Source organism: Merdimmobilis hominis (genome assembly GCF_016901855.1).
GTDB lineage: Bacteria > Bacillota > Clostridia > Oscillospirales > Ruminococcaceae > Paludihabitans.
The window spans coordinates 38881-58274 of the sequence record NZ_JACJKY010000013.1; the positions used below are offsets into that span (position 1 = coordinate 38881).

Here is a 19394-nt window from a genome sequence, read left to right on the forward strand (position 1 = left end):
TGTCATTTTGGCGGAATTTTCGTTTCTGCGGCGAAGAAAATACAGCTTGTATCCGTTTTGTCGGCACAAAGCTTAAAAAAACGCCTGATTTCGTGCTTTTCGTCATTATGAATAAGCGTCAAATAAATTATTTAGTGTTTTTGCAAAAAAAGTATTGCAAAATTGTTTCGAGTATAGTAATATATATACATACACTACGGGCGCTTGTGTGGCACTTTGCATAAAGCATGATTCGGTAAGGGGATTCGGTGCTTGGGTGCAGGGAGAACTGGCAGCGCAGCGTAAATTTTAAAAAAAGAATAGGAGTGAAGACATGGCGAAGGTTAAAAAAGAAAAAGTCAGAGGCAAAAAGTTTACCTTTGACGATTTTGAGCTTATTTTATTATCTTTGCCGACCGTTATCTGGTATCTGGTGTTCAGCTTTCTTCCGTTGTTCGGTCTTCTGATCGCATTCAAGACTTGGAGAGTTGACGGCGACTTCTTCTCGTCGTTCTTTGCAAGCGATTGGTGCAACTTTGAGAACTTTGAGTTCATGTTCATGACCAGCGACGCAATCAGATCACTGTGGCTGACCATCGCGTATAACGTCGCATTTATCATCTTGGGTGTTGTCATTCCGGTTACTTTGGCAATCATGGTTTCAAACCTTTACAGCCAAAAACTCGGAAAAGTCTGTCAGACAGCAATGTTCCTCCCGCACTTTATGTCGTGGATCGTTGCAAGTTACTTCCTGTTTGCGTTCATGAGCCCGGACAAAGGTTTGTTCAACTCGGCGCTTACCGCACTTGGCTTAGGAACAGTAGACTGGTACGGACAGCAGGCAGTCGGTTACTGGCCGTTGATCTTGATTATTATGAACATCTGGAAAACCACCGGTTACGGCATGGTCGTTTACCTGGCTTCCATCACCGGTATTGATGCTACATACTACGAAGCAGCTGTTATCGACGGTGCTTCCAAATGGCAGCAGACCACAAAAATCACACTCCCGCTTTTGAAACAGATCATGATTATCATGAGCATCATGGCAATCGGCAGAATCTTCAACTCTGATTTCGGTCTGTTCTATCAGGTGCCGAAAGCAACATCGCAGCTCTTTCCTGTTTCAATGACGCTTGATGTGTACATTTATACTGCATTGATTACATTGGGCGACATTGGCATGAGTTCGGCCGCAGCATTCTTCCAGTCGATTGCTGGTTGTATCTGTATCCTCATTGCGAACGCAATTGTAACAAAGATTGACCGCGAGAGCGCATTCTTCTAATAGGGGGTGGATGAAAATGGCTAAAACAAAAAAAGAAAAACCGGTACTTGAGGGTCTGGCGAAATTCAACCGTGTCAGCAAACCGATGAACGTTCTGTTTTCGATCATCTTCATCATCGCAGCACTCTGCTGTGTCATCCCGCTGATTTTCGTCATCATCATTTCCTTGACCGATAAAACATCAATCGCAGCAGTAGGTTATTCGTTCTTCCCGCAGAAATGGTCACTTGCCGCTTATGCAGAACTTTGGAATAACCGTTCACAGATCATCACTTCATTCTTGGTATCCATCGTCGTTACGGTCGGCGGTACAGTTCTTGGCTTGTTCTTAAATGCTTCGATGGGCTATGTTCTGTCTCGTTCGAGCTTCAAATTCAAAAAACTGTACACCTGGATCGTATTCATCCCGATGGTGTTCAATGGCGGTATGGTTTCCGCATACCTCATCATCACACAGTTCCTGTACATTCAGGATACACTTCTGGTCTTGATCCTTCCGTTGGCAGTTGCATCGTTCTACGTTATCATTTTGAGAACATTCTTCCAGACAACGGTTCCGGATTCCCTGATTGAATCAGGTAAGATCGACGGTGCAAGTCAGCTCCGTATCTTCTTCCAGATCGTACTTCCGATCTCGCTTCCGGCACTCGCAACGATTGGTTTGTTCCTCTCGTTTGCATACTGGAACGACTGGTGGCAGGCATTCATGTATATCAACAACAAAAACCTGTGGCCGCTTCAGTACTTCCTGATTCAGATTGAACGTCAGATTCAGTCCATGATCGACCAAGCACAGTATCTCGGTGTATCGGCAACAGAGCTTGCAGCTCGTCTCCCCACCGACGGTATGAAAATGGCACTCGTTGTTGTCATTGTCGTTCCGATCGCTTGTTCGTATCCGTTCTTCCAGAAATACTTCATTTCTGGTCTTACCATCGGCGCAGTAAAAGGCTGATGGACATTCACAATGTTGTATTTAAATCTACGGGTTTAAATAATATTTTTTAGGAGGATTTCGTTATGAAAGGCAAAATCAAACTGTTGTCTCTCCTTCTTGCTTTAGCAATGGTTGCATCGATGTTCGCAGCATGCAACAATGGTGGCAGCGAGAATAATGGCGGAGACACCAACGAACCAGTCGAAATTGTTTGGTGGCACTGGGGCAACCCGCCGAAAGACACCACCACAGTTGTTGAGGCACTCAACAAAATGTCTGCTGAAGACATCGGTGTCACTGTCAAATTCAACTGGGCAACAGACAATGAACAGAAACTGAAAACAGCTCTGTCCACTGGTCAAAAAGACGACATCGCATTCACATGTGCATGGTTTGCAAACTACATCTCTACAGCACAGTCCGGCCAGCTCGCTGATCTGACTGAGATGCTCAAACAGGATGAGTTCCAGACCCTGTACAAATCCATGCCGGAGTTCTTCTGGGAAGCAGCTACTGTTGACGGCAAAATCTATGCTGTTCCGACAACAAAAGACTCTGCAGCTCAGAACTTCTGGACTGTAAACAAAGAGTACGTTATCGACACCGTTGGTGCACAGGCTGAATTTGATCAGGTTGGCACTGCACTGTCCACCGTTACTCCGCTTCTCCGTAAAATCAAATCGTACGTTGACAACGGCGGCGAGCCGTATCCGCACGACCTGACAGCTCCGCTGAACTTCAACAAATCCGGTCTTAACGGTTTTGAAGCAGCTCGTTGGGATATGATCAACGGCAGCATTCACATCGGCGACAAACTCGGCGATGACGGCGTGAAAATCATCTCTACTTTCGACGACGAAGAGACACTCGCTGACTACAGAGAGATGGCTATGTGGAGAAAAGAAGGCCTCGTAAACCAGGATGCACAGCAGATCGAATCTGAGTTGACTTATCAGGTTGTCAGCAAAGCACAGGGTTGGGAAGGCGCAGAAGCTATCTGGGGCAACCAGAAAGACTACACTGTTGCTATCAAAGCTCAGCACGAGCCGATCGCTTCCAGAGCTACAGTTATCGGTTCTATGAACGGTATCTTTGCTAACTCTGAGAAAAAAGAAGAAGCTCTGAAATACCTGCAGTACATCAACACCGATAAAGACTACAGAAACATGCTCGCATTCGGTATTGAAGGCGAAAACTATGAGCTGACTGAAGAAGGCACAATCAAAACTCTGAACGATCAGTGGGCACCGGGTTCCTTCGCACAGGCTTCCACCTGGATCATGACTCCGGCTGCTCCGGCTGCTCCGGATATGTACGAGAACGTCAAAGAGATGTCTTTGAACGCTACTCCGACAGATCTGATCGGCTTCACCTTCGTTGAAGAGAGTGTTAAATCTGAAATCGCAGCTTGCTCATCTATCTTCCAGCAGTACGCATCCGCTCTGGCTTGCGGTGCTTACGAAGATGCTGATGCAACCATCGCAGAGATGATGCAAAAACTCGAGGCTGCTGGTTACAGAAAAATCATCGAAGAGTGCCAGAAACAGGTTGACGAATACATGGCAAGCAAATAATCTTTAAGATTATGAAAAAAAGAGAACCCATTTTGGGTTCTCTTTTTTTTATATGTTTTAAAAGAAAGAAAAAGAACAGGCAAATCATTTGATTTGCCTGCCTTTTATTATCGCTTTTATTCAGCGCATTTTTGTGTTCCGTAAGATACGGTTTCTTCAAGCAATGCGCGCAAACTGTCAAGCGGTGTATCGGCGGTTGCAGCGTTTCCAAGAGTCAGAATAAAACGTCCGTCAGCGCGGTAATACGTATCAATCAAAAAACGAATCTCTTTGCGCACATCTTCCGGTGTACCATACGGAATCGTTTGCTGTACGTCAAAACCTGCCCAGATGCAGATTTTATCGCCGTACGTTTTGGCGATATGCGCTTCCTCCATTGTATATTTTTGGATTGGATGAATGACATCCAGGCCAATCTCAATAAATTCCGGCAGGAACATTTCGATGTTTCCGCAGGTATGCAGCCAGAAATGCATGCCGTTTGCATGTGCTGTGTCAATGATCCGTTTATAGTACGGTTTGAAGAAGGTGCGGAAAATATCAAGCGAGAAAAACGGTCCGTTTTGTGTACCGATATCATCCGAAGTAAAGATGCCGTTTGCATGGAGTTCCTTTGCGGAGCGTTCGATTACACGGCAATAGAAGTTTGTGAGCGCGTCAAATAAACGATGCACTTCATCCGGATTCGTATAAAAATCCGTCAGTGCGTTTTCCATACCGCGCAATGACCACAGACGCTCAAAGAGACAGTACCACCAGTTGGCGAGTACATATTTACCGTCTGCATCCGGACCCGGTGCAAACAAGTTTACATAGTTTGGGTCAGGAAAGTGCTCGAGCACATCGTCAAGCTCATCCCAGTCTTCAATTGCAACCACTGCATCGATTCCAAGTTTTTTTTCTTGCTTCGGACGCTCTTTTTGTACCCAGCGATATGTTTTGTCGTCTTCCGGTGCATCAAATACATCGGGAATGCGAATCAATCTCGAAACAACATCTTCTGGATAAGCATCTAAAATTTCTTTTGCTTCTGCTTTTCGTTCACCGAATGTTTCAGGGTTGATCCAGAAACGATAGGTGATTGGAATGCGCGGCGCATGTCCCTTTCCTTCAATGACTTGTTTCATTTGATCAACCGTTAAGCAATGACTCATCACAATTCATCCTTTCTTGTTTTTGCTTTTTCCGGTATGCAAGCGGCGTCAAGCCTGTTTTTTGCTTGAACACGCGATTGAATGACTGTTGATTCTCAAATCCGCTGTCAAATGTAATTTGCAGGATTGGTAAATCCGTTTCGGTTAAGCATTTTTGCGCATAACCGATGCGCAGCATATTGACATATTCATGAAAGCTTGTCTTAATCACATTTGAAAAAATACGTGAAACACGATAACGGCTCACACCGAATTTGTGCGACAAATCTTCCAGGCAAAGCGGTTCGCGATAGTGTCGGACAATATATTCGATGACTTCACCTGTTAATCCAGCACGCGTATCTTCGATATAGGAAAGTGAAAGCAAAGGGGTAGCGCGTGCCATGATAAGTTTGATGAGCAGCGTGATTACTTCTTCCTGCCGGTCGTTTTCCTGTTCTGCTTTCAGCGCATGCAGTGCGTAGACAATATCAGGATGAATTTTGTCTTTTGAAATCACCGGTGTTTGAGGAAGTGCTTCGTGCAAAAGCGTTTGCAGTGATTTTGAAAGCGTATCATTGTAGATCAGCATCAAAAACTCAGCCCGAACGCCGTTTTGCGCATATTCATATGCATGAACCGTATTCGGAAAAATAAACGCGATGTCACCGGCATGGACGTCGTATTCCTTTTCACCGATGAATGTGCGCATGGTGCCCGACCTTACATATAAAAGTTCAAGCGATACGTGCAGATGCGGCGGAAAAGATAATCCTTCGCCTTCTTCCACACGGAGAAGATCGGTCCGATATTCATAAAAAGGTAGCAACCTTTCCACCCTCCTGCAATAAATGTGTGTTTTTTGTCTGGTTATGCTATGCATTATACGCCGCTTCATGATACAATGTCAATATAGAAATAGGATAAAAACCACACATTTTGTGCACGGAAATGAATCATTTTTAAAAGATAAAGGGGGATTTTTAATGAAACGTGCATTGATTTTTCAAGGAGGCTGGGATGGTCATGAGCCGCAGCTTACGTCAAAACGGTTTGCGCCTTTGCTCGAAAAGCATGGCTATGAGGTCACGATTTCCGATACGCTTGACTGTCTTGCCGATGCAGAGGCGTTAAAACAGCTTGATTTAATTGTTGCATGCTGGACGATGGGTACGATTGATCACCAGTATGTGCAAAATATTTCTGCGGCGGTTTGTGCAGGTGTCGGACTTGCAGGATGCCACGGCGGTATGTGCGACGCTTTCCGCGAGGACACGGAGTGGCAGTTTATGACCGGCGGACAGTGGGTGAGCCATCCGGGCGGCGACGGTATTTCGTATACGGTCAATATCTGTCACGGTTCGAGCCCGATCACCGAGGGTCTTTCTGATTTCGAAGTTTGCAGCGAGCATTATTATCTGCATATTGATCCGGCGATTGAGGTGCTTGCAACCACACGATTCCCGCTTGTGACATACAATCACATTTCGAACAAACCGGTGGATATGCCGGTGTGCTGGACGAAATTCTGGGGAAACGGACGCGTGTTTTACACGTCACTTGGTCATCATGATGATGTGTTCGACAAATCACCGACTGCTGAGGTTCTGATGGAACGCGGCATGGTCTGGGCAGGAGAAGGCAAGGCGTTTGCAGAAGAACATCATCTTACAACGGACCGATTTGAAAACAGCGCAAAAATGTATTAACTGCGGGAGGAAATTCACCATGATGAAAGTTGGAATGGTCGGTGTCGGTGCAATCAGCGGCATCTATCTTGAAAATATTACGAAGCATTTTCCGGAGATCGAGTTGGTGGCGGTTTGTGACTTGATCAAAGAACGGGCGGAATCCGCAAAAGAGCGGTACAATGTCCCGAAAATTTATGATACGATGGAAGAATTGTTTGCCGACGATGAGATCGATATTGTATTGAACCTGACAAGACCGTATGAGCATTTCGAAGTCAGCAAGGGTGCGCTGCTGGCAGGCAAACACGTCTATTCTGAAAAACCGCTGGGTGCTTCGTTTGAAGAGGGACTCGAGCTTGTGCGCATTGCAAAGGAGCAAAACTGTATGATCGGCGGCGCACCGGACACGTTTTTGGGTGCAGGTATTCAAACATGCCGTAAGCTGATTGACAGCGGTATGATCGGTGAACCGGTCGGCGCAGCGGCGTTTATGATCTGCCGCGGCCATGAATCGTGGCATCCCGATCCGGATTTTTACTATCAGTATGGCGGCGGTCCGATGATGGATATGGGACCATACTATGTCACAGCACTTGTAAACCTGCTGGGCGGCGTCAAAGCAATCACCGGTGTGACAAAAACACCGTTTGCCACCCGTATGATCACAAGCGAACCGCATGCCGGCGAGACCATTCAGGTCAACGTCCCCACTTCTGTCATGGGCATGCTCCACTTTGACAGCGGTATTGTGGGAACCATTTTCACCACGTTTGATGTGTATTATCCCACACAGCCGCGGTTTGAGATTTACGGCAGCGAGGGCACACTGATTGTCCCGGACCCGAACGGATTCGGCGGTCCGATCAAACTGTTCCACAGCCGTGACCATGAGATGAAAGAACTGCCGCTGCTGTTTGATTATGAGGAAAACAGCCGTGCGCTCGGTCTTGCCGATATGGCAAAAGCGCTCGAAACAGGACGTGATCCGCGTGCATCGTATGAACAGACACTGCATGTGCTGGAAATCCTCACAGCATTTAAAAAGAGCAGCGATGAACAGAAAACGATTCCGCTGACCACACATTTTGAGCGGAAAGCACCGATGAAACCGGCTGTACTGAAAGGCGTTTTAGACTGATTCAGAAATTATTTTCACCCCAAAAAGGCACGAGTCAAAATGATTCGTGCCTTTTTTTGACGGGTCAATCGGCGAAATTGCGAAATGTTTACAAAAACGATTCAAACGGTCTTTCGGTTTGTGGTATACTGAAAAAAAGACTCGGAAAGGAGCATTCTTGTGCGTCATACCGTGAACAAAGCGGAAAAACAAGCGGAGGACGGAAGTCTTACGTATATTGACGGGCTTGGGTTTATTTCTGTGAATAACCGTCTGCGCTATTTGAATTCACTGCGCCATGCCTCTTCGTTTTTTTGCTGCATGATTTTGGTGTATTTTTTGGCAACACAGGCGCTTGTGCGGCCGTTTATCTATTTGTTTTATTATCTTGGCATGAATATCACGATCAATCTGTCAACCGGATGGATTGAGATGTCTGATTATATCAATGCATCCGTTTTGTTTTCTGTACATCTGGTGGTTGTTCTGCTGATTCTTGCGCTGACGGCACTCGTGTATCGTACCGCATTTCTAAACGCACCGATTTTCCGGCCTGCACAAAAGGGCGTCATGATGATTGGTGTTCCGGTTATCATTGCGTTTGGTCTGCTTGGTGAAATTGTGGGCATGATGCTTGGAGAGTTTACGGAAACATTCGGATATGTGTTTTCAACACATACATCTGAAAAATCGCTTTCTCTGGATGTATTTTTTCTGCAAGTCATACTCACGCTTGTAATCTCACTGCTGTTTGAAGTATTTCTGCGCGGAATGGCACTGACCGTATTGCGTCGCTACGGCGATGGCTTTGCTATTTTTGCGTGTGCGATTTTGTCGGTTTTAATGGCAAAGGATTTGCAGGAAGCAGCGTCAGTCTTTGTGTTCTCGCTGTGTGCCGGATATTTTGTGATTCGCGGCGGAAGTCTGCATACAGCACTTTTCGCACGCGGCGGCTGTGATTTGATCCGTAGTTTGTTTCATTTCGTGCGCAATATGCTGGAACCGTCGCTTGCAGAAGTGATCTGTTTGGTCAGCTGTGTGCTGATTCTGGCGATTGCGTTTTTATGCTGTATCCATTTCATTCGCGTTGATCAAAATGCATTTCGTCTGATTCATCCGAATGACCACACAACCAATCGGTTAAAATTTGCGAATTTCTGCTCTACCTTTTTCTTTTTCGTCTTGTTGTTTTTGCTGTTGATTCGCGTGTTTGAAAGCGTTCAGATTATCGGGTGAGCATATATGAGAAAATTACAGCATTCTGATTATATGGATTTGGCGATCGAGGAAGCCAAGCGCACACATGCATCGCAGGATGTGCCGATTGGGTGTGTGATTGTCAAAGACGGCTGCGTGATTGCACGCGGACATAATACCAGAGAACAGAATCACACGGCGCTCGGACATGCGGAGATCAATGCGATTGCAGCCGCATGTGAAACGGTCGGTTCGTGGCGGCTTTCGGGCTGCACGCTGTACGTCACACTCGAGCCGTGTCCGATGTGTATGGGCGCGATTATCAATGCACGGATTGATACGGTGGTGTTTGGTGCGTATGATGTGAAAGCCGGCTGTGCAGGGACACTTTGTGATTTTTGCCGGATGGGATTTAATCATACGCCGCAGGTAATCGGCGGGATTCGGGAATTTGCGTGCAAAGCACTGCTTTCCGAGTTTTTTGAAACGCTCCGGAAATAAGAGAAATATACAAGCTGTAAATGTTGAATTGCGGAGAAGTTTTCAACAGCTGTTGAGAACCATGTTGAAAACCCGTGCGATTCCGCAGTTTCTTTACTTAACATTGTTGAAAACCGTGTGGAATATGTTTAAAAACCCATTTTGTCTTTCTGATTGTACAGAGCGTAATAGAAACAGGACTTCTTTACGGTTGTTTTTGCGCATAAAATGATGTATGATAATAAAAGCATTGACAAAGAAAAGGAGGCGAAAATCCGTATGAAACAAGCTTCGCCGATCCGAAAAATCGGATGGATTGTGCTGCTGATTGGTATTTGTGCCTTTGTGATTGGCGTAATTTCATTAGCACTTGCTGCTTCAACGATTGGATTTTGGATCGTTGTCGGATCTGTGTTATTCAACATTACCGGCATTTCGCTGTTGACACATAAAACATATTGACAAAATACGGTGCGAACTCACAGAGGTTTGCATGGGGGAACAATTTGATGAAAGATTTTTATAAACGGACCTGGGCGGTTGTCGATCTGGATGCACTTCAGTTTAACTATGCGCAGATTCGTGCACATTTGCCGTCATCGGTTTCGGTGATGGCGGTTGTAAAAGCGGATGCATACGGCCACGGCGACCGTATGGTTGCGCAGACGCTTTATGATGCAGGCGTTCGTTCGTTTGCGGTTTCGAATATCAACGAGGCGCTCAATTTGCGGCGTCACGGTATCAACGGAAAAATTCTGATTTTGGGATATACACCGCCGGAAGCTGCAATGGAGCTTGTGGAAAACCGGATTTCACAAGCTGTATTTTCGGCTGAGTATGCGCTGGCGCTCAATGAGGTGTGTCAGGAAAAGCAGGTGCGTGTCAACTGTCATATCAAGCTTGACACCGGCATGAGCCGCATCGGCTTTTGCACAGAACCGACAGAATCGGCGGCAGATGCAATCGCACGTATTTGCTGTCTGCCGGGATTAAACTGCTGCGGACTGTTTTCGCATTTTTCGAGCGCGGATGCACACGATGATTCGTCGGATGCGTATACCAAACTGCAAACAGAACGATTCAACGCGATTCGTGAGGCACTGCTCACCCGCGGCATTCGCTTTGATTCGTACCATTTGCAAAACAGCGCGGGCATCGCGTTTTGCAGCAGCGAATCGTTTGATCTGGCACGGGCAGGCATTGTGCTGTACGGATATGCACCGAGCCATGAACCGCTTCCGTTTGCACTCAGACCGGTGATGTCGCTGTACAGCACCGTTTCCATGGTGAAAGAAATCCCGGCGTCTACCGCTGTTTCGTATAACCGCACGTTTGTGTCATCTCGACCGATGCGTGTTGCGACCGTTCCGATCGGATATGCAGACGGATATCCGCGTTTGCTTTCGAATAAAGGTTCGATGCTGATTCGCGGAAAACGTGCACCGATTATCGGAAATATCTGTATGGATCAATTGGTTTTGGATGTCACAGATATCCCCGATGTTCAAATGGGCGATACCGTTACCGTTGTTGGCCGGGATGGGCTCGAAGCGATTTCGTTTGACGACCTGGCACAGCCTTGTCAGACGATTCACTATGAGCTGATGTGCCTGATTGGACGGCGTGTTCCGCGTGTGTATCAGTCTCACGGCGAAACAAGAACGGTCATTGACTATTTGACTGAAACATAAAATTATCGTTTAGCAATAAAAAAAGCCATCACAATCGTGATGGCTTTTCTATTTTCTCATTTTTTCGTAGAGTTTCACCCTTTATTAAAAATCAAGAAAAACGCTTTGCTGTCGCTGAAAGGCGGAAGTATGACAACAAAAAAGACGGCGAATCGGTTAAAAACCGATTGCCGCCAATTTGTTCATGTTTTTTCGTTTTAAGTCCAAAGATGAATGAACATACCGGTCCAATGTGACCTGTACAGAGGAATGCCCCAGAATTTCACTGAGCGATTTCACCTCAAATCCAACTTCCACACATCGTGTTGCAAACGTATGGCGCAGTACATGGAAATGGACCTCAGAAAGTCCGCAGTCTGCGGTGTATTTGTGCAAGCGATACTGGAGCGTCCGCGGTTCCATGAATTGTTCTGTTCCGGTTAAAACAAACGCGGATTGATTTTCACAATAGCATTGTTTGCACAGTGCCACCGCATAATCCGTCAGCGGAATCATCCGGTTTGAAGACTCCGTTTTCGGTTCGGTAATGAGCACGCGTGTTTTCTGCGACGTCCAACGTGTTTCGATTTTCTGCAGGCGCTGCATTGTATTGCAAACGTGGATGGTTTTTTCGTCAATAGAAATATCCTGCCACCGAAGCGCACATACTTCACCAATTCGCATGCCGGTGAGCAGTGTCAGCAAAACACCAAACTTGCATGCGTCCATTTCCTGCAGCAAGTATGCAATCAATCGTTCCTGTTCTTCTTTTGACAGCACACGCATTTGCTTTTTGTATTGTTTCGGATAAATCATTTGAAACGAAGGACATTGTTTCCCTGTGTTTCTTTGGACATATTTTAAAATCGAATGCACAACAACAAGAATATCTTTTACCGTTTTGGCGGATAATCCACCTTCTTTATTTCGTGCGCCGCTGACCAACAGCGTATGACTGAATGACTCGAGCACAACCGCATCCAGCTTCTGCACAGTATATTGCCCGATATGCGGTTTGATATGGTTGTTTACAATATTCCGATACTTAATCCATGTGGATTCTTTCACACGATCTCGGTTTAACAAAATCCATTGATCACAATAAACCGAAAAGCTGACATGTTGCTTTTGCACAAGCTCCGGCTGCTGACAGTAGAGAGCTTGCTGCTCAATCAGCTTTCTTTTGACTTCCTGATATGTTTTTGCATAAACATATCCAAACTGCGCTTTCCCGGATGGAAGATGTCCTTTTATATATCGTCCCTCCCAACGGTTGTCTTTGCGCTTGTAGATGTTTTCTCCTCTTCTTGGCATTGTAGATCATCCTTTCTCTCTATATTAAATCTTCCGTCAGTTTTTGACGGAGAATTTGACGGCTTATTGGTTAAAATGTTCATTTTCTTTCATATATTTTTACAATCGAGAATATATATGTCTTTAAAAAAGTCAACTTTATTCTGATAAACTGTTGCTTTTAAGAAAAAATGTGTTATAATTAGAATTACGCAGAGGGTGAAACTCTATGAAAGACTGGAAAATGATACATTCTGTCTATTTCTTTTAAATACAGCAATAGGATGCCCGATTTGTCTGCAATTATTTTGCAAACAACAAGAAAAATAACGAAACAAAATTGCAGAGGTTTTTTGATATGAGTCGAATGAAAAAAGGAATCAAAGCGCTTACAACGGTGCTTGTGATTGCAGTTGTCGTGTTTGCGGTGCTGTTGGTCGGCGTACGGCTGGTTGGACTTACACCGTATTCTGTTCTTTCGGGAAGTATGGAACCGACGTATCAAACCGGTTCACTCATTTACGTCAAACAGGTACGTCCCGAGGACGTTCAAGTCGGACAAGCAATTACATTTGTGCTGAATGAAGACCTTGTTGTTGCAACGCATCGTGTCATCGAAATAGATGCGGTGAATGAATTATTTTACACGAAAGGTGATGCAAATGAAAGTCCGGACGGTGCACCGGTCCATTTTAAAAATCTGATTGGTGTGCCGGTGTTTTCGATTCCGTATCTTGGATATGTGGCGAGCTTTGTGCAAAAACCGCCCGGAATGTATCTGGCGATCGCAGCAGGGGCGATTCTGCTTTTGCTGATTTTCCTCCCGGACATTGTGCGTGCCTTCAAAAAAGAGAAAGACAAGCAGGAAATATCGTCTGATCCGCAGTGAAAAGACGTTATTTAATAAAAAACAAAAAGAAAGAGGGAAACACAGATGAAAAAGAAAATTTTCATCCCAATCATCGCATTGGCACTCGTATGCTGCTGTGTAATCGGCGGCACAATCGCTTGGCTCACTGATGTAACCGATCCGGTGACAAATACCTTCACTGTCGGCAACATTGACATTGAGCTCGACGAAACAACCGGAAATGACTATAAAATGGTTCCGGGCATCACCATTGAAAAAGATCCGACTGCAACCGTCAAGGCAAACAGCGAAGACTGCTATCTGTTCGTAAAAGTGGAGAAATCGGCAAACTTCGATACGTTTATGACATTTGAAACAGCCGACGGCTGGACGGTACTTTCAGAAGGCGTTTATTACCGTGAGGTCAAAAACAATGCAGCAGACCAACCGTTCCCGGTACTCAAAGACAATAAAGTTGCGGTAAAAGACACTGTAACAAAAAAGATGATGGACGCGATCATAAAAGCACCTGAAACAGCTCCGACGCTGACATTTACCGCATATGCTGTGCAGATGCAGAATGGTGAAGATACATTTACACCTGAAGCAGCATGGGCAAAAGTTCAGCCGTAAGTGCAGACACACAGATTGATTGTATGGCGATCGCCGGTTATCAATCAACCATAACCGGTCAAATATATTCGCAAAATGAAAGGAGAGTTCAATCATGAACGCAAAGAAAAAAATCGTTTCTATCGCACTGGCAGCTGCACTGGCAGCAACCGCAATCGTTGGTTCTTCTTTGGCATACTTCACTGATACCACCGAAGAAAAAACCAACACATTCACCGTCGGCAATGTTGACATCACATTGACCGAGCCGAAGTGGGATGCAGATATCAATAACAAAGATCTGATTCCGGGAAAAACAATTCCGAAAGATCCGACCATCACCGTTGCAGAAGGCAGTGAAAAAGCATACACCTTCATGAAAGTGCAGATGTCTGCAGATTTTATTGATTTGCTCAACAAATATGCAACAGCAACTAAAAAAGAGCTGCCGGCTGCGGTTAAGGATTGGTTTACAAGTGCAGTAAAACCGAAAGTTATGGCGATTGGCGCGGATTATGTCATTCTTGGTGTACTGAGTCCGAAAGAGGCTGGTCAGTCTGTTACATACTTTGATGAAGTGAAAGTTCCGGCTGAAGTAACACAAGAGATGATCAAAGCAGACGGCACATATGAAATCACAGTGACTGCTTATGCAATTCAGGCAGAAGGTTTCTATGACGAAACTGATAAACCGGCAAGCCGTGAAGCTGCTTTCAAAGCGCTGTTCCCTGATGAAGTAATTGTGAAATAATTGTTGAACATGTAACGCATACATATCTCCCTGCTCTCTGTCGAGGGCAGGGTATATGCGGATATTCCGGTTCTGCGCGGAACGGGAGTGTTTGCATATGCCCTGCCAAAAGCGGGCTGAAAATAAAAAGGGAAAGACAAGGAGGATGATCTCATGAAAAAGAAATTGTTGGCGATTGCATTGGCGGTCATGTGCCTTTCAATCGCTGCATACGGCACGTTGGCATACTTCACGGCGAGTGACACTGCGACCAACGTGGTGACGGCGGGAAACGTGGAAATCGAACTGAAAGAAACGACCGCCGTGGACGGACAGGAAACACCCGGTGAATTTGAAGATTTGTCGGGCATCGTTGCAGGTCAGGAAGTGTCCAAAATCGTGCAGGTTGAAAACGTCGGAGACAATCCGGCATATGTACGGATTGAAGTGGAAAAAGCAATCACGCTTGCTGAGGGTATGAGCGGCGAAGTCGATTTAAGTCTGATTCAGCTTGATTTTAATACTGCAGACTGGGTGGAGAAAGACGGATACTACTATTACAAGCATCCGGTTGCGGCAAACGAAATCACCACACCGCTGTTTACAACAGTGACATTTGGGCAGGATATGGACAACCTGTATCAGAACAGCAAAGCGACCATCACAGTACAAGCACAGGCCGTTCAGTCTCAGAACAACGGCAGCGATGTTTTGAACGCATCCGGATGGCCGCAGGAATAAAAAGGAGGCATAACAGATGAAACGCAAAATGTTATCCATTCTTCTCTGTTTTGCGCTGGTAATCGCGGCGGTGCTTCCGATGGGAACCGTGTTGGCGCAGGGAACAGCACCGAAATCGGTGCCGGTGATTACACCACAGGGAGATGGACTGATGATTGGCTCGTCCGTTGAGCAAAATGATGACGGCAGTTATCATATTCGTCTTGATTCGTATGTCACTTCAGCACATAAACCGCTGGATGTCGTGCTGGTGCTCGATACATCCAACAACATGGACGAAGGCTTTGGCAACACAACACGTTTGCAGGCAATGAAAGAGGCCGCTGAGCAGTTTATTCATACCCTGCGTGACAGTTATACAGATACCTATCATCATCATGTGGGCATTGTTTCTTATAGTGATACTGCCACCAAGGTAACACCGACGCTTACAGAATTACGCAATGATACTGTAGAAACAGAACTTTGTAATAAAATAGAGGCACTGGGTGTTGATAATGATCGTTACAGACATATTGACGAGGCAATGACTGTGGCAAACGAACTGATGAATGGCGATTATGATGATAACCATGAACATCCCAAAGAGCATCAGAAAGTTGTTATTGTACTGTCTTCCGGTACGCCCAAAGACAGTTCTTATGACTTTTCGTCCGGAATGGCAAGCAAGGCCATTGCAACATCTTACCAAATGAAACAGCAGGGTGCACTGGTGTATTCGATCGGTATGTTTAATGAAGCAAATCCAGATGAATTGTATGGTGCTTCAGGATTTCATTGTAATTCTGATGGCGCGGTTGAAAGTCATTGGGATGACGGAGATATTACTGCTCCATTTCAAAGAGACATTCCGGCAAACAATCGATTTTTCAATTATCTTTCCAGCAATTCATTTGAGGCAAAGAACTTGGGATTAGTTGCAGAAACATATCTCGCGCATGACTGGGATTTGTGGACAGCATATGGCTGGAAAATCACCGCAAACTATACTTGTGACACAAACGCCGGCTATTACAAATCGGCAAAAGACCCGGATGCGTTGAATCAGGTCTTTGAGGATATTGTGAACAAAACACTGGAATCTCATGTTCAGCTGGATACAAGCGCTGTGCTCAAAGAAACCATTTCTCCTTATTTTGAGATTACCGGAGATGTTACCTGTTCGACCGTTGCGTCGACAGGCGATTTAAAGTTTGACGAAGAGAATAAAGTACAGGTCGAGCTTACCGTGTCTAAACAAAACAATATCGTTTCTGTCAGAGGATTTGATTATAACACAAACTGCGTCACACCTACAGCGAAATCAGACCAAACATATGGCAAAAAGCTGGTTGTCGAATTCGACGTGAAACGAAAAGCTGACATGATCGGCGGTAATCAGATTCCGATTTGCGGCGGCGGTGAATCCGGTATGTATCAATCGGGAAGCACAAATGTTGGCACACTTCTGGAGGAGAAGGTCGACCTGCCGATTGAGTATAACTACACCACATCCAATCAGACGATTTTCCTTGGGGAAACAGCGGATCTGGCAAACCGTATCAACACACCCGCATATGTGGATGGTACAAACAATGCGTTTGTGGACATTTCGTATACGATCAAAAACGGTGATCAAACAGTCGGAACGTATACGATTTCTGCAGGTCAATCGTCCGGCAGCTGGGTGTGGGCAGACGGTCAAACCGGAATGCCTGCGCTGACAGAAGATACAGTATATACCGTGGATTGTGCTGTTACACCCAATCCAACAGGAACGATTCCGGCGACAGCTATTGTAGAGGACTTCACAGTCTTTGTTCAGTCCGGCACACTGACCATTCAAAAGCAGGGCGGTCAGGACGATGAAAAATATGTGTTCAATATCGAGAAAGACGGCAAGTATTACATGACCGTCACTGTTGACGGAAACAGCGGTACAACGATTCAAAAACTTCCGAAAGGCAAATATAACGTAACCGAGGAAACTGCATGGTCATGGCGGTATGGTGAGCAGTCATACGATCAGCCGACAGTCACGATTGATTTGAGCAACCTGGCGCAGACAGTTATCTGCACAAACAGTGAGCGGAATCCGAAGTGGCTCAACGGCTATAATGCCTGCGTGAATGCATATGCGGAAGGAGGGGCACAATAATGTTATTGTATGAAACAAATCATGTGCGGATCAAACGCAGAAAACGGATGACCGGCAAAAAGCTGATCGCGCTGTGTGCCGCTCTTGTGCTGGTGATTGGTACCGTCGGTGCAACGATTGCATGGCTGACAGCACAAACGAACCCGGTTATCAATACCTTTGATCCAAGTCATGTTTCGTGTGCGGTGGATGAGAATTTTGATTCGGAATCCGGACTCAAAGAGAATGTACGTATTCAAAATACGTCCGATATTCCGGCATATATCCGTGTGCGTCTGGTGAGTTATAACAAAGAGGGCGATACGATCGTCGGCGGCGCAGGTGAACTGCCTCAAGATAAAGACCTCAATCTGACTGACTGGGTGAAAATCGGTGCATATTACTACTGCAAAGTACCGGTTGCGGCAGGTGAGTTTACACCGGAGCTGATTAAAAGCTATCAGTTGAAAGAAGGTCAGGTGCTTGAGGTTTTGGCGGAAGCCATCCAGAGCGAACCGGCGAAGGCAGTGACTGAGGCATGGGGCGTTTCGGTTGATGCGGATGGAAACATCACAGAATGAGGGGGCGTAAGAGATGAAACGAATGAGAAAACTGATTTTTTCTGTTGTTCTTACGCTGGCGCTTGCCGTGAGCGCGGCGGTTCCCGTATTTGCAGCAGATGCAGCAGTGTTTTATGACGGTGATGCACAGGAATTTATCTTTGCACCCGGCAGCGACTATTCTCCGACAGACTTGTTTGATAATTTCAAAGGTGTGATGCCGGGAGATTCGCTGACACAGAAGATTACGATTCAAAATGACGTATCCAAAAAAGTCAACGTAAAAGTATATCTGCGGTCAATCGGTGCAAATGCGGACAGTGAAGCGTTTTTATCGCAGATGAACCTGACCGTTATGCACAATGATGATCCGTTGTTCTCGGCACCGGCAAATGAAACGGCAGATCTGACCGATTGGGTGTGTCTTGGAACTTATGCGTCGGGTGCAAAAACCGATCTGACGCTGACACTCGATGTGCCGATTACGCTTGATACATCGTTTGAAGATGCTGTGGGCGTGCTCGGATGGGAATTCAAGGTGGAAGAAATTCCGTTGGAAGAACAGCCGGACACCAATGATGATCTTGGCATGCTTTCATACTTGTGGATCGGATTTGCGGCGGCAGCGGTCATTTTGATTGCGGTACTGCTGCTTCTGTACAGGAAAAGAAAGCAGGAGGACAAACTGCCCAAAGAGCAATAAACGCGTGTTTGATGCATACATATTCAAAAAGCCGGATATATAAGGAGGCGGTGTAAATGGCAAAGCTTTGTGATTTGACCGGAAAACGGTTTGGCATGCTGACTGTGTTGCACCGCGCGCAAAAAGACTATCCGCGTGTGTATTGGACTTGCCGGTGTGACTGCGGGAACGTGATTGATGTTGCTGCGAATAATCTGACAAGAGGACACAATGTAAGCTGCGGCTGCCGGCGCGTGAATCCGTATCTCGGCAAAAAGTTCGGAAAGCTGACCGTTTTGGAGAAAACGAATGAAACTGCAATGCGCGGCGGCCGAAAAGTACCGCTTTGGAGGTGCCGGTGTGATTGCGGAAATACTGTACTCGTGCAGATGGATTCTCTCACTTCCGGAACAACACGCAGCTGCGGCTGTTTGAGCGAGGAGAAAATCGAAAAGATGCGCAAAGCTGCCGGATATGTGGGAGGGACACAGCTTTCACGCATCACGAATATCAAACAAACGAGTACAAACAGCAGCGGAATTGTCGGCGTTTACTATGATAAACAGACGAATAAATGGGCATCGCGTCTTACATTTCGTGGGAAACGGTATTATCTTGGACGGTATGATTCGCTTGAAAAGGCGGTTGCCGCCAGAAAAAAAGCGGAAGCCGAATATTTTGGCACATTTTTAGAATCATATCAGCAAAAAAGGCAGCAGTCCGATACACTGCAGACAGAATAAA

General features: G+C 45.8%; 20 protein-coding genes. 17 read left to right on the plus strand and 3 right to left on the minus strand.

Features of this window, described 5'->3' with window-relative positions; genetic code table 11:
- Window positions 1-313 precede the first annotated feature (313 nt).
- The 3 genes from H6A12_RS08750 to H6A12_RS08760 all read left to right on the plus strand — a co-directional run bounded on the left by H6A12_RS08750 (window position 314) and on the right by H6A12_RS08760 (window position 3778).
- A complete protein-coding gene (locus H6A12_RS08750; protein WP_204446976.1) occupies window positions 314-1267 on the plus strand; it encodes an ABC transporter permease subunit in 954 nt (317 codons plus the stop codon).
- 16 nt (window positions 1268-1283) lie between these two features.
- Window positions 1284-2222 (plus strand): carbohydrate ABC transporter permease, encoded by a 939-nt coding sequence (locus H6A12_RS08755; protein ID WP_204446978.1) that lies wholly within the window; start codon window positions 1284-1286, stop codon window positions 2220-2222.
- A gap of 65 nt (window positions 2223-2287) precedes the next feature.
- Window positions 2288-3778, plus strand: a complete 1491-nt coding sequence (locus H6A12_RS08760) for an ABC transporter substrate-binding protein (RefSeq protein ID WP_204446980.1) — start codon at window positions 2288-2290, stop codon at window positions 3776-3778.
- Between the two features lie 116 nt (window positions 3779-3894).
- On the opposite strand, the gene H6A12_RS08765 is transcribed toward H6A12_RS08760, so the two are convergent.
- Window positions 3895-4932: a uroporphyrinogen decarboxylase family protein gene (locus H6A12_RS08765; protein WP_204446983.1), complete on the minus strand. Its 1038-nt coding sequence runs from the start codon at window positions 4930-4932 to the stop codon at window positions 3895-3897.
- A complete protein-coding gene (locus H6A12_RS08770; protein ID WP_204446985.1) occupies window positions 4910-5740 on the minus strand; it encodes a helix-turn-helix domain-containing protein in 831 nt (276 codons plus the stop codon). Before H6A12_RS08770 ends, H6A12_RS08765 begins: the two co-directional genes overlap by 23 nt.
- Window positions 5741-5897: 157 nt before the next feature.
- On the opposite strand from H6A12_RS08770, the gene H6A12_RS08775 reads away from it, so the two are divergent.
- The 6 genes from H6A12_RS08775 (at window position 5898) to alr (ending at window position 11087) form a co-directional block, all read left to right on the plus strand.
- Window positions 5898-6620, plus strand: a complete 723-nt coding sequence (locus tag H6A12_RS08775; RefSeq protein WP_204446986.1) for a ThuA domain-containing protein — start codon at window positions 5898-5900, stop codon at window positions 6618-6620.
- 19 nt (window positions 6621-6639) lie between these two features.
- Window positions 6640-7740 (plus strand): Gfo/Idh/MocA family protein, encoded by a 1101-nt coding sequence (locus H6A12_RS08780; RefSeq protein ID WP_204446987.1) that lies wholly within the window; start codon window positions 6640-6642, stop codon window positions 7738-7740.
- Window positions 7741-7899: 159 nt separating this feature from the next.
- Window positions 7900-8955, plus strand: a complete 1056-nt coding sequence (locus H6A12_RS08785) for a CPBP family glutamic-type intramembrane protease (protein WP_204446988.1) — start codon at window positions 7900-7902, stop codon at window positions 8953-8955.
- A 6-nt stretch (window positions 8956-8961) separates the two neighbouring features.
- On the plus strand, window positions 8962-9417 hold the full coding sequence (locus H6A12_RS08790) for a nucleoside deaminase (protein ID WP_204446990.1): 456 nt from the start codon (window positions 8962-8964) through the stop codon (window positions 9415-9417).
- A 258-nt stretch (window positions 9418-9675) separates the two neighbouring features.
- On the plus strand, window positions 9676-9858 hold the full coding sequence (locus H6A12_RS08795) for a hypothetical protein (RefSeq protein ID WP_204446992.1): 183 nt from the start codon (window positions 9676-9678) through the stop codon (window positions 9856-9858).
- A 47-nt stretch (window positions 9859-9905) separates the two neighbouring features.
- Window positions 9906-11087: an alanine racemase gene (gene alr / locus H6A12_RS08800; RefSeq protein WP_204446994.1), complete on the plus strand. Its 1182-nt coding sequence runs from the start codon at window positions 9906-9908 to the stop codon at window positions 11085-11087.
- 156 nt (window positions 11088-11243) lie between these two features.
- Here the strand turns inward: alr and H6A12_RS08805 are convergent, their stop codons facing one another.
- The gene (locus H6A12_RS08805; protein ID WP_204446996.1) at window positions 11244-12380 is read right to left on the minus strand and encodes a tyrosine-type recombinase/integrase; all 1137 of its coding nucleotides are present in this window, start codon (window positions 12378-12380) and stop codon (window positions 11244-11246) included.
- Window positions 12381-12717: 337 nt separating this feature from the next.
- Here H6A12_RS08805 and H6A12_RS08810 point away from each other — a divergent pair, with 337 nt between their 5' ends.
- From H6A12_RS08810 to H6A12_RS08845, 8 genes are all read left to right on the plus strand, one after another.
- Entirely contained in the window at window positions 12718-13248 is a 531-nt protein-coding gene (locus H6A12_RS08810; RefSeq protein WP_204446999.1) for a signal peptidase I, read from the plus strand.
- Between the two features lie 45 nt (window positions 13249-13293).
- The gene (locus tag H6A12_RS08815; protein ID WP_204447001.1) at window positions 13294-13842 is read left to right on the plus strand and encodes a TasA family protein; all 549 of its coding nucleotides are present in this window, start codon (window positions 13294-13296) and stop codon (window positions 13840-13842) included.
- 94 nt (window positions 13843-13936) lie between these two features.
- Complete coding sequence (locus tag H6A12_RS08820; RefSeq protein ID WP_204447003.1) at window positions 13937-14572, plus strand: TasA family protein; 636 nt, start codon at window positions 13937-13939, stop codon at window positions 14570-14572.
- A gap of 153 nt (window positions 14573-14725) precedes the next feature.
- Window positions 14726-15292, plus strand: a complete 567-nt coding sequence (locus H6A12_RS08825; protein WP_204447005.1) for a TasA family protein — start codon at window positions 14726-14728, stop codon at window positions 15290-15292.
- 16 nt (window positions 15293-15308) lie between these two features.
- Entirely contained in the window at window positions 15309-17429 is a 2121-nt protein-coding gene (locus H6A12_RS08830) for a vWA domain-containing protein (RefSeq protein WP_204447007.1), read from the plus strand.
- Complete coding sequence (locus H6A12_RS08835) at window positions 17429-17989, plus strand: hypothetical protein (RefSeq protein ID WP_204447009.1); 561 nt, start codon at window positions 17429-17431, stop codon at window positions 17987-17989. The genes H6A12_RS08830 and H6A12_RS08835 overlap by 1 nt, the downstream gene beginning before the upstream one ends.
- A gap of 13 nt (window positions 17990-18002) precedes the next feature.
- Complete coding sequence (locus tag H6A12_RS08840) at window positions 18003-18671, plus strand: LPXTG cell wall anchor domain-containing protein (RefSeq protein ID WP_204447011.1); 669 nt, start codon at window positions 18003-18005, stop codon at window positions 18669-18671.
- A gap of 56 nt (window positions 18672-18727) precedes the next feature.
- Window positions 18728-19393, plus strand: coding sequence for an AP2/ERF family transcription factor (locus H6A12_RS08845; RefSeq protein WP_204447013.1), 666 nt, complete (start codon window positions 18728-18730; stop codon window positions 19391-19393).
- Window position 19394 lies beyond the last annotated feature (1 nt).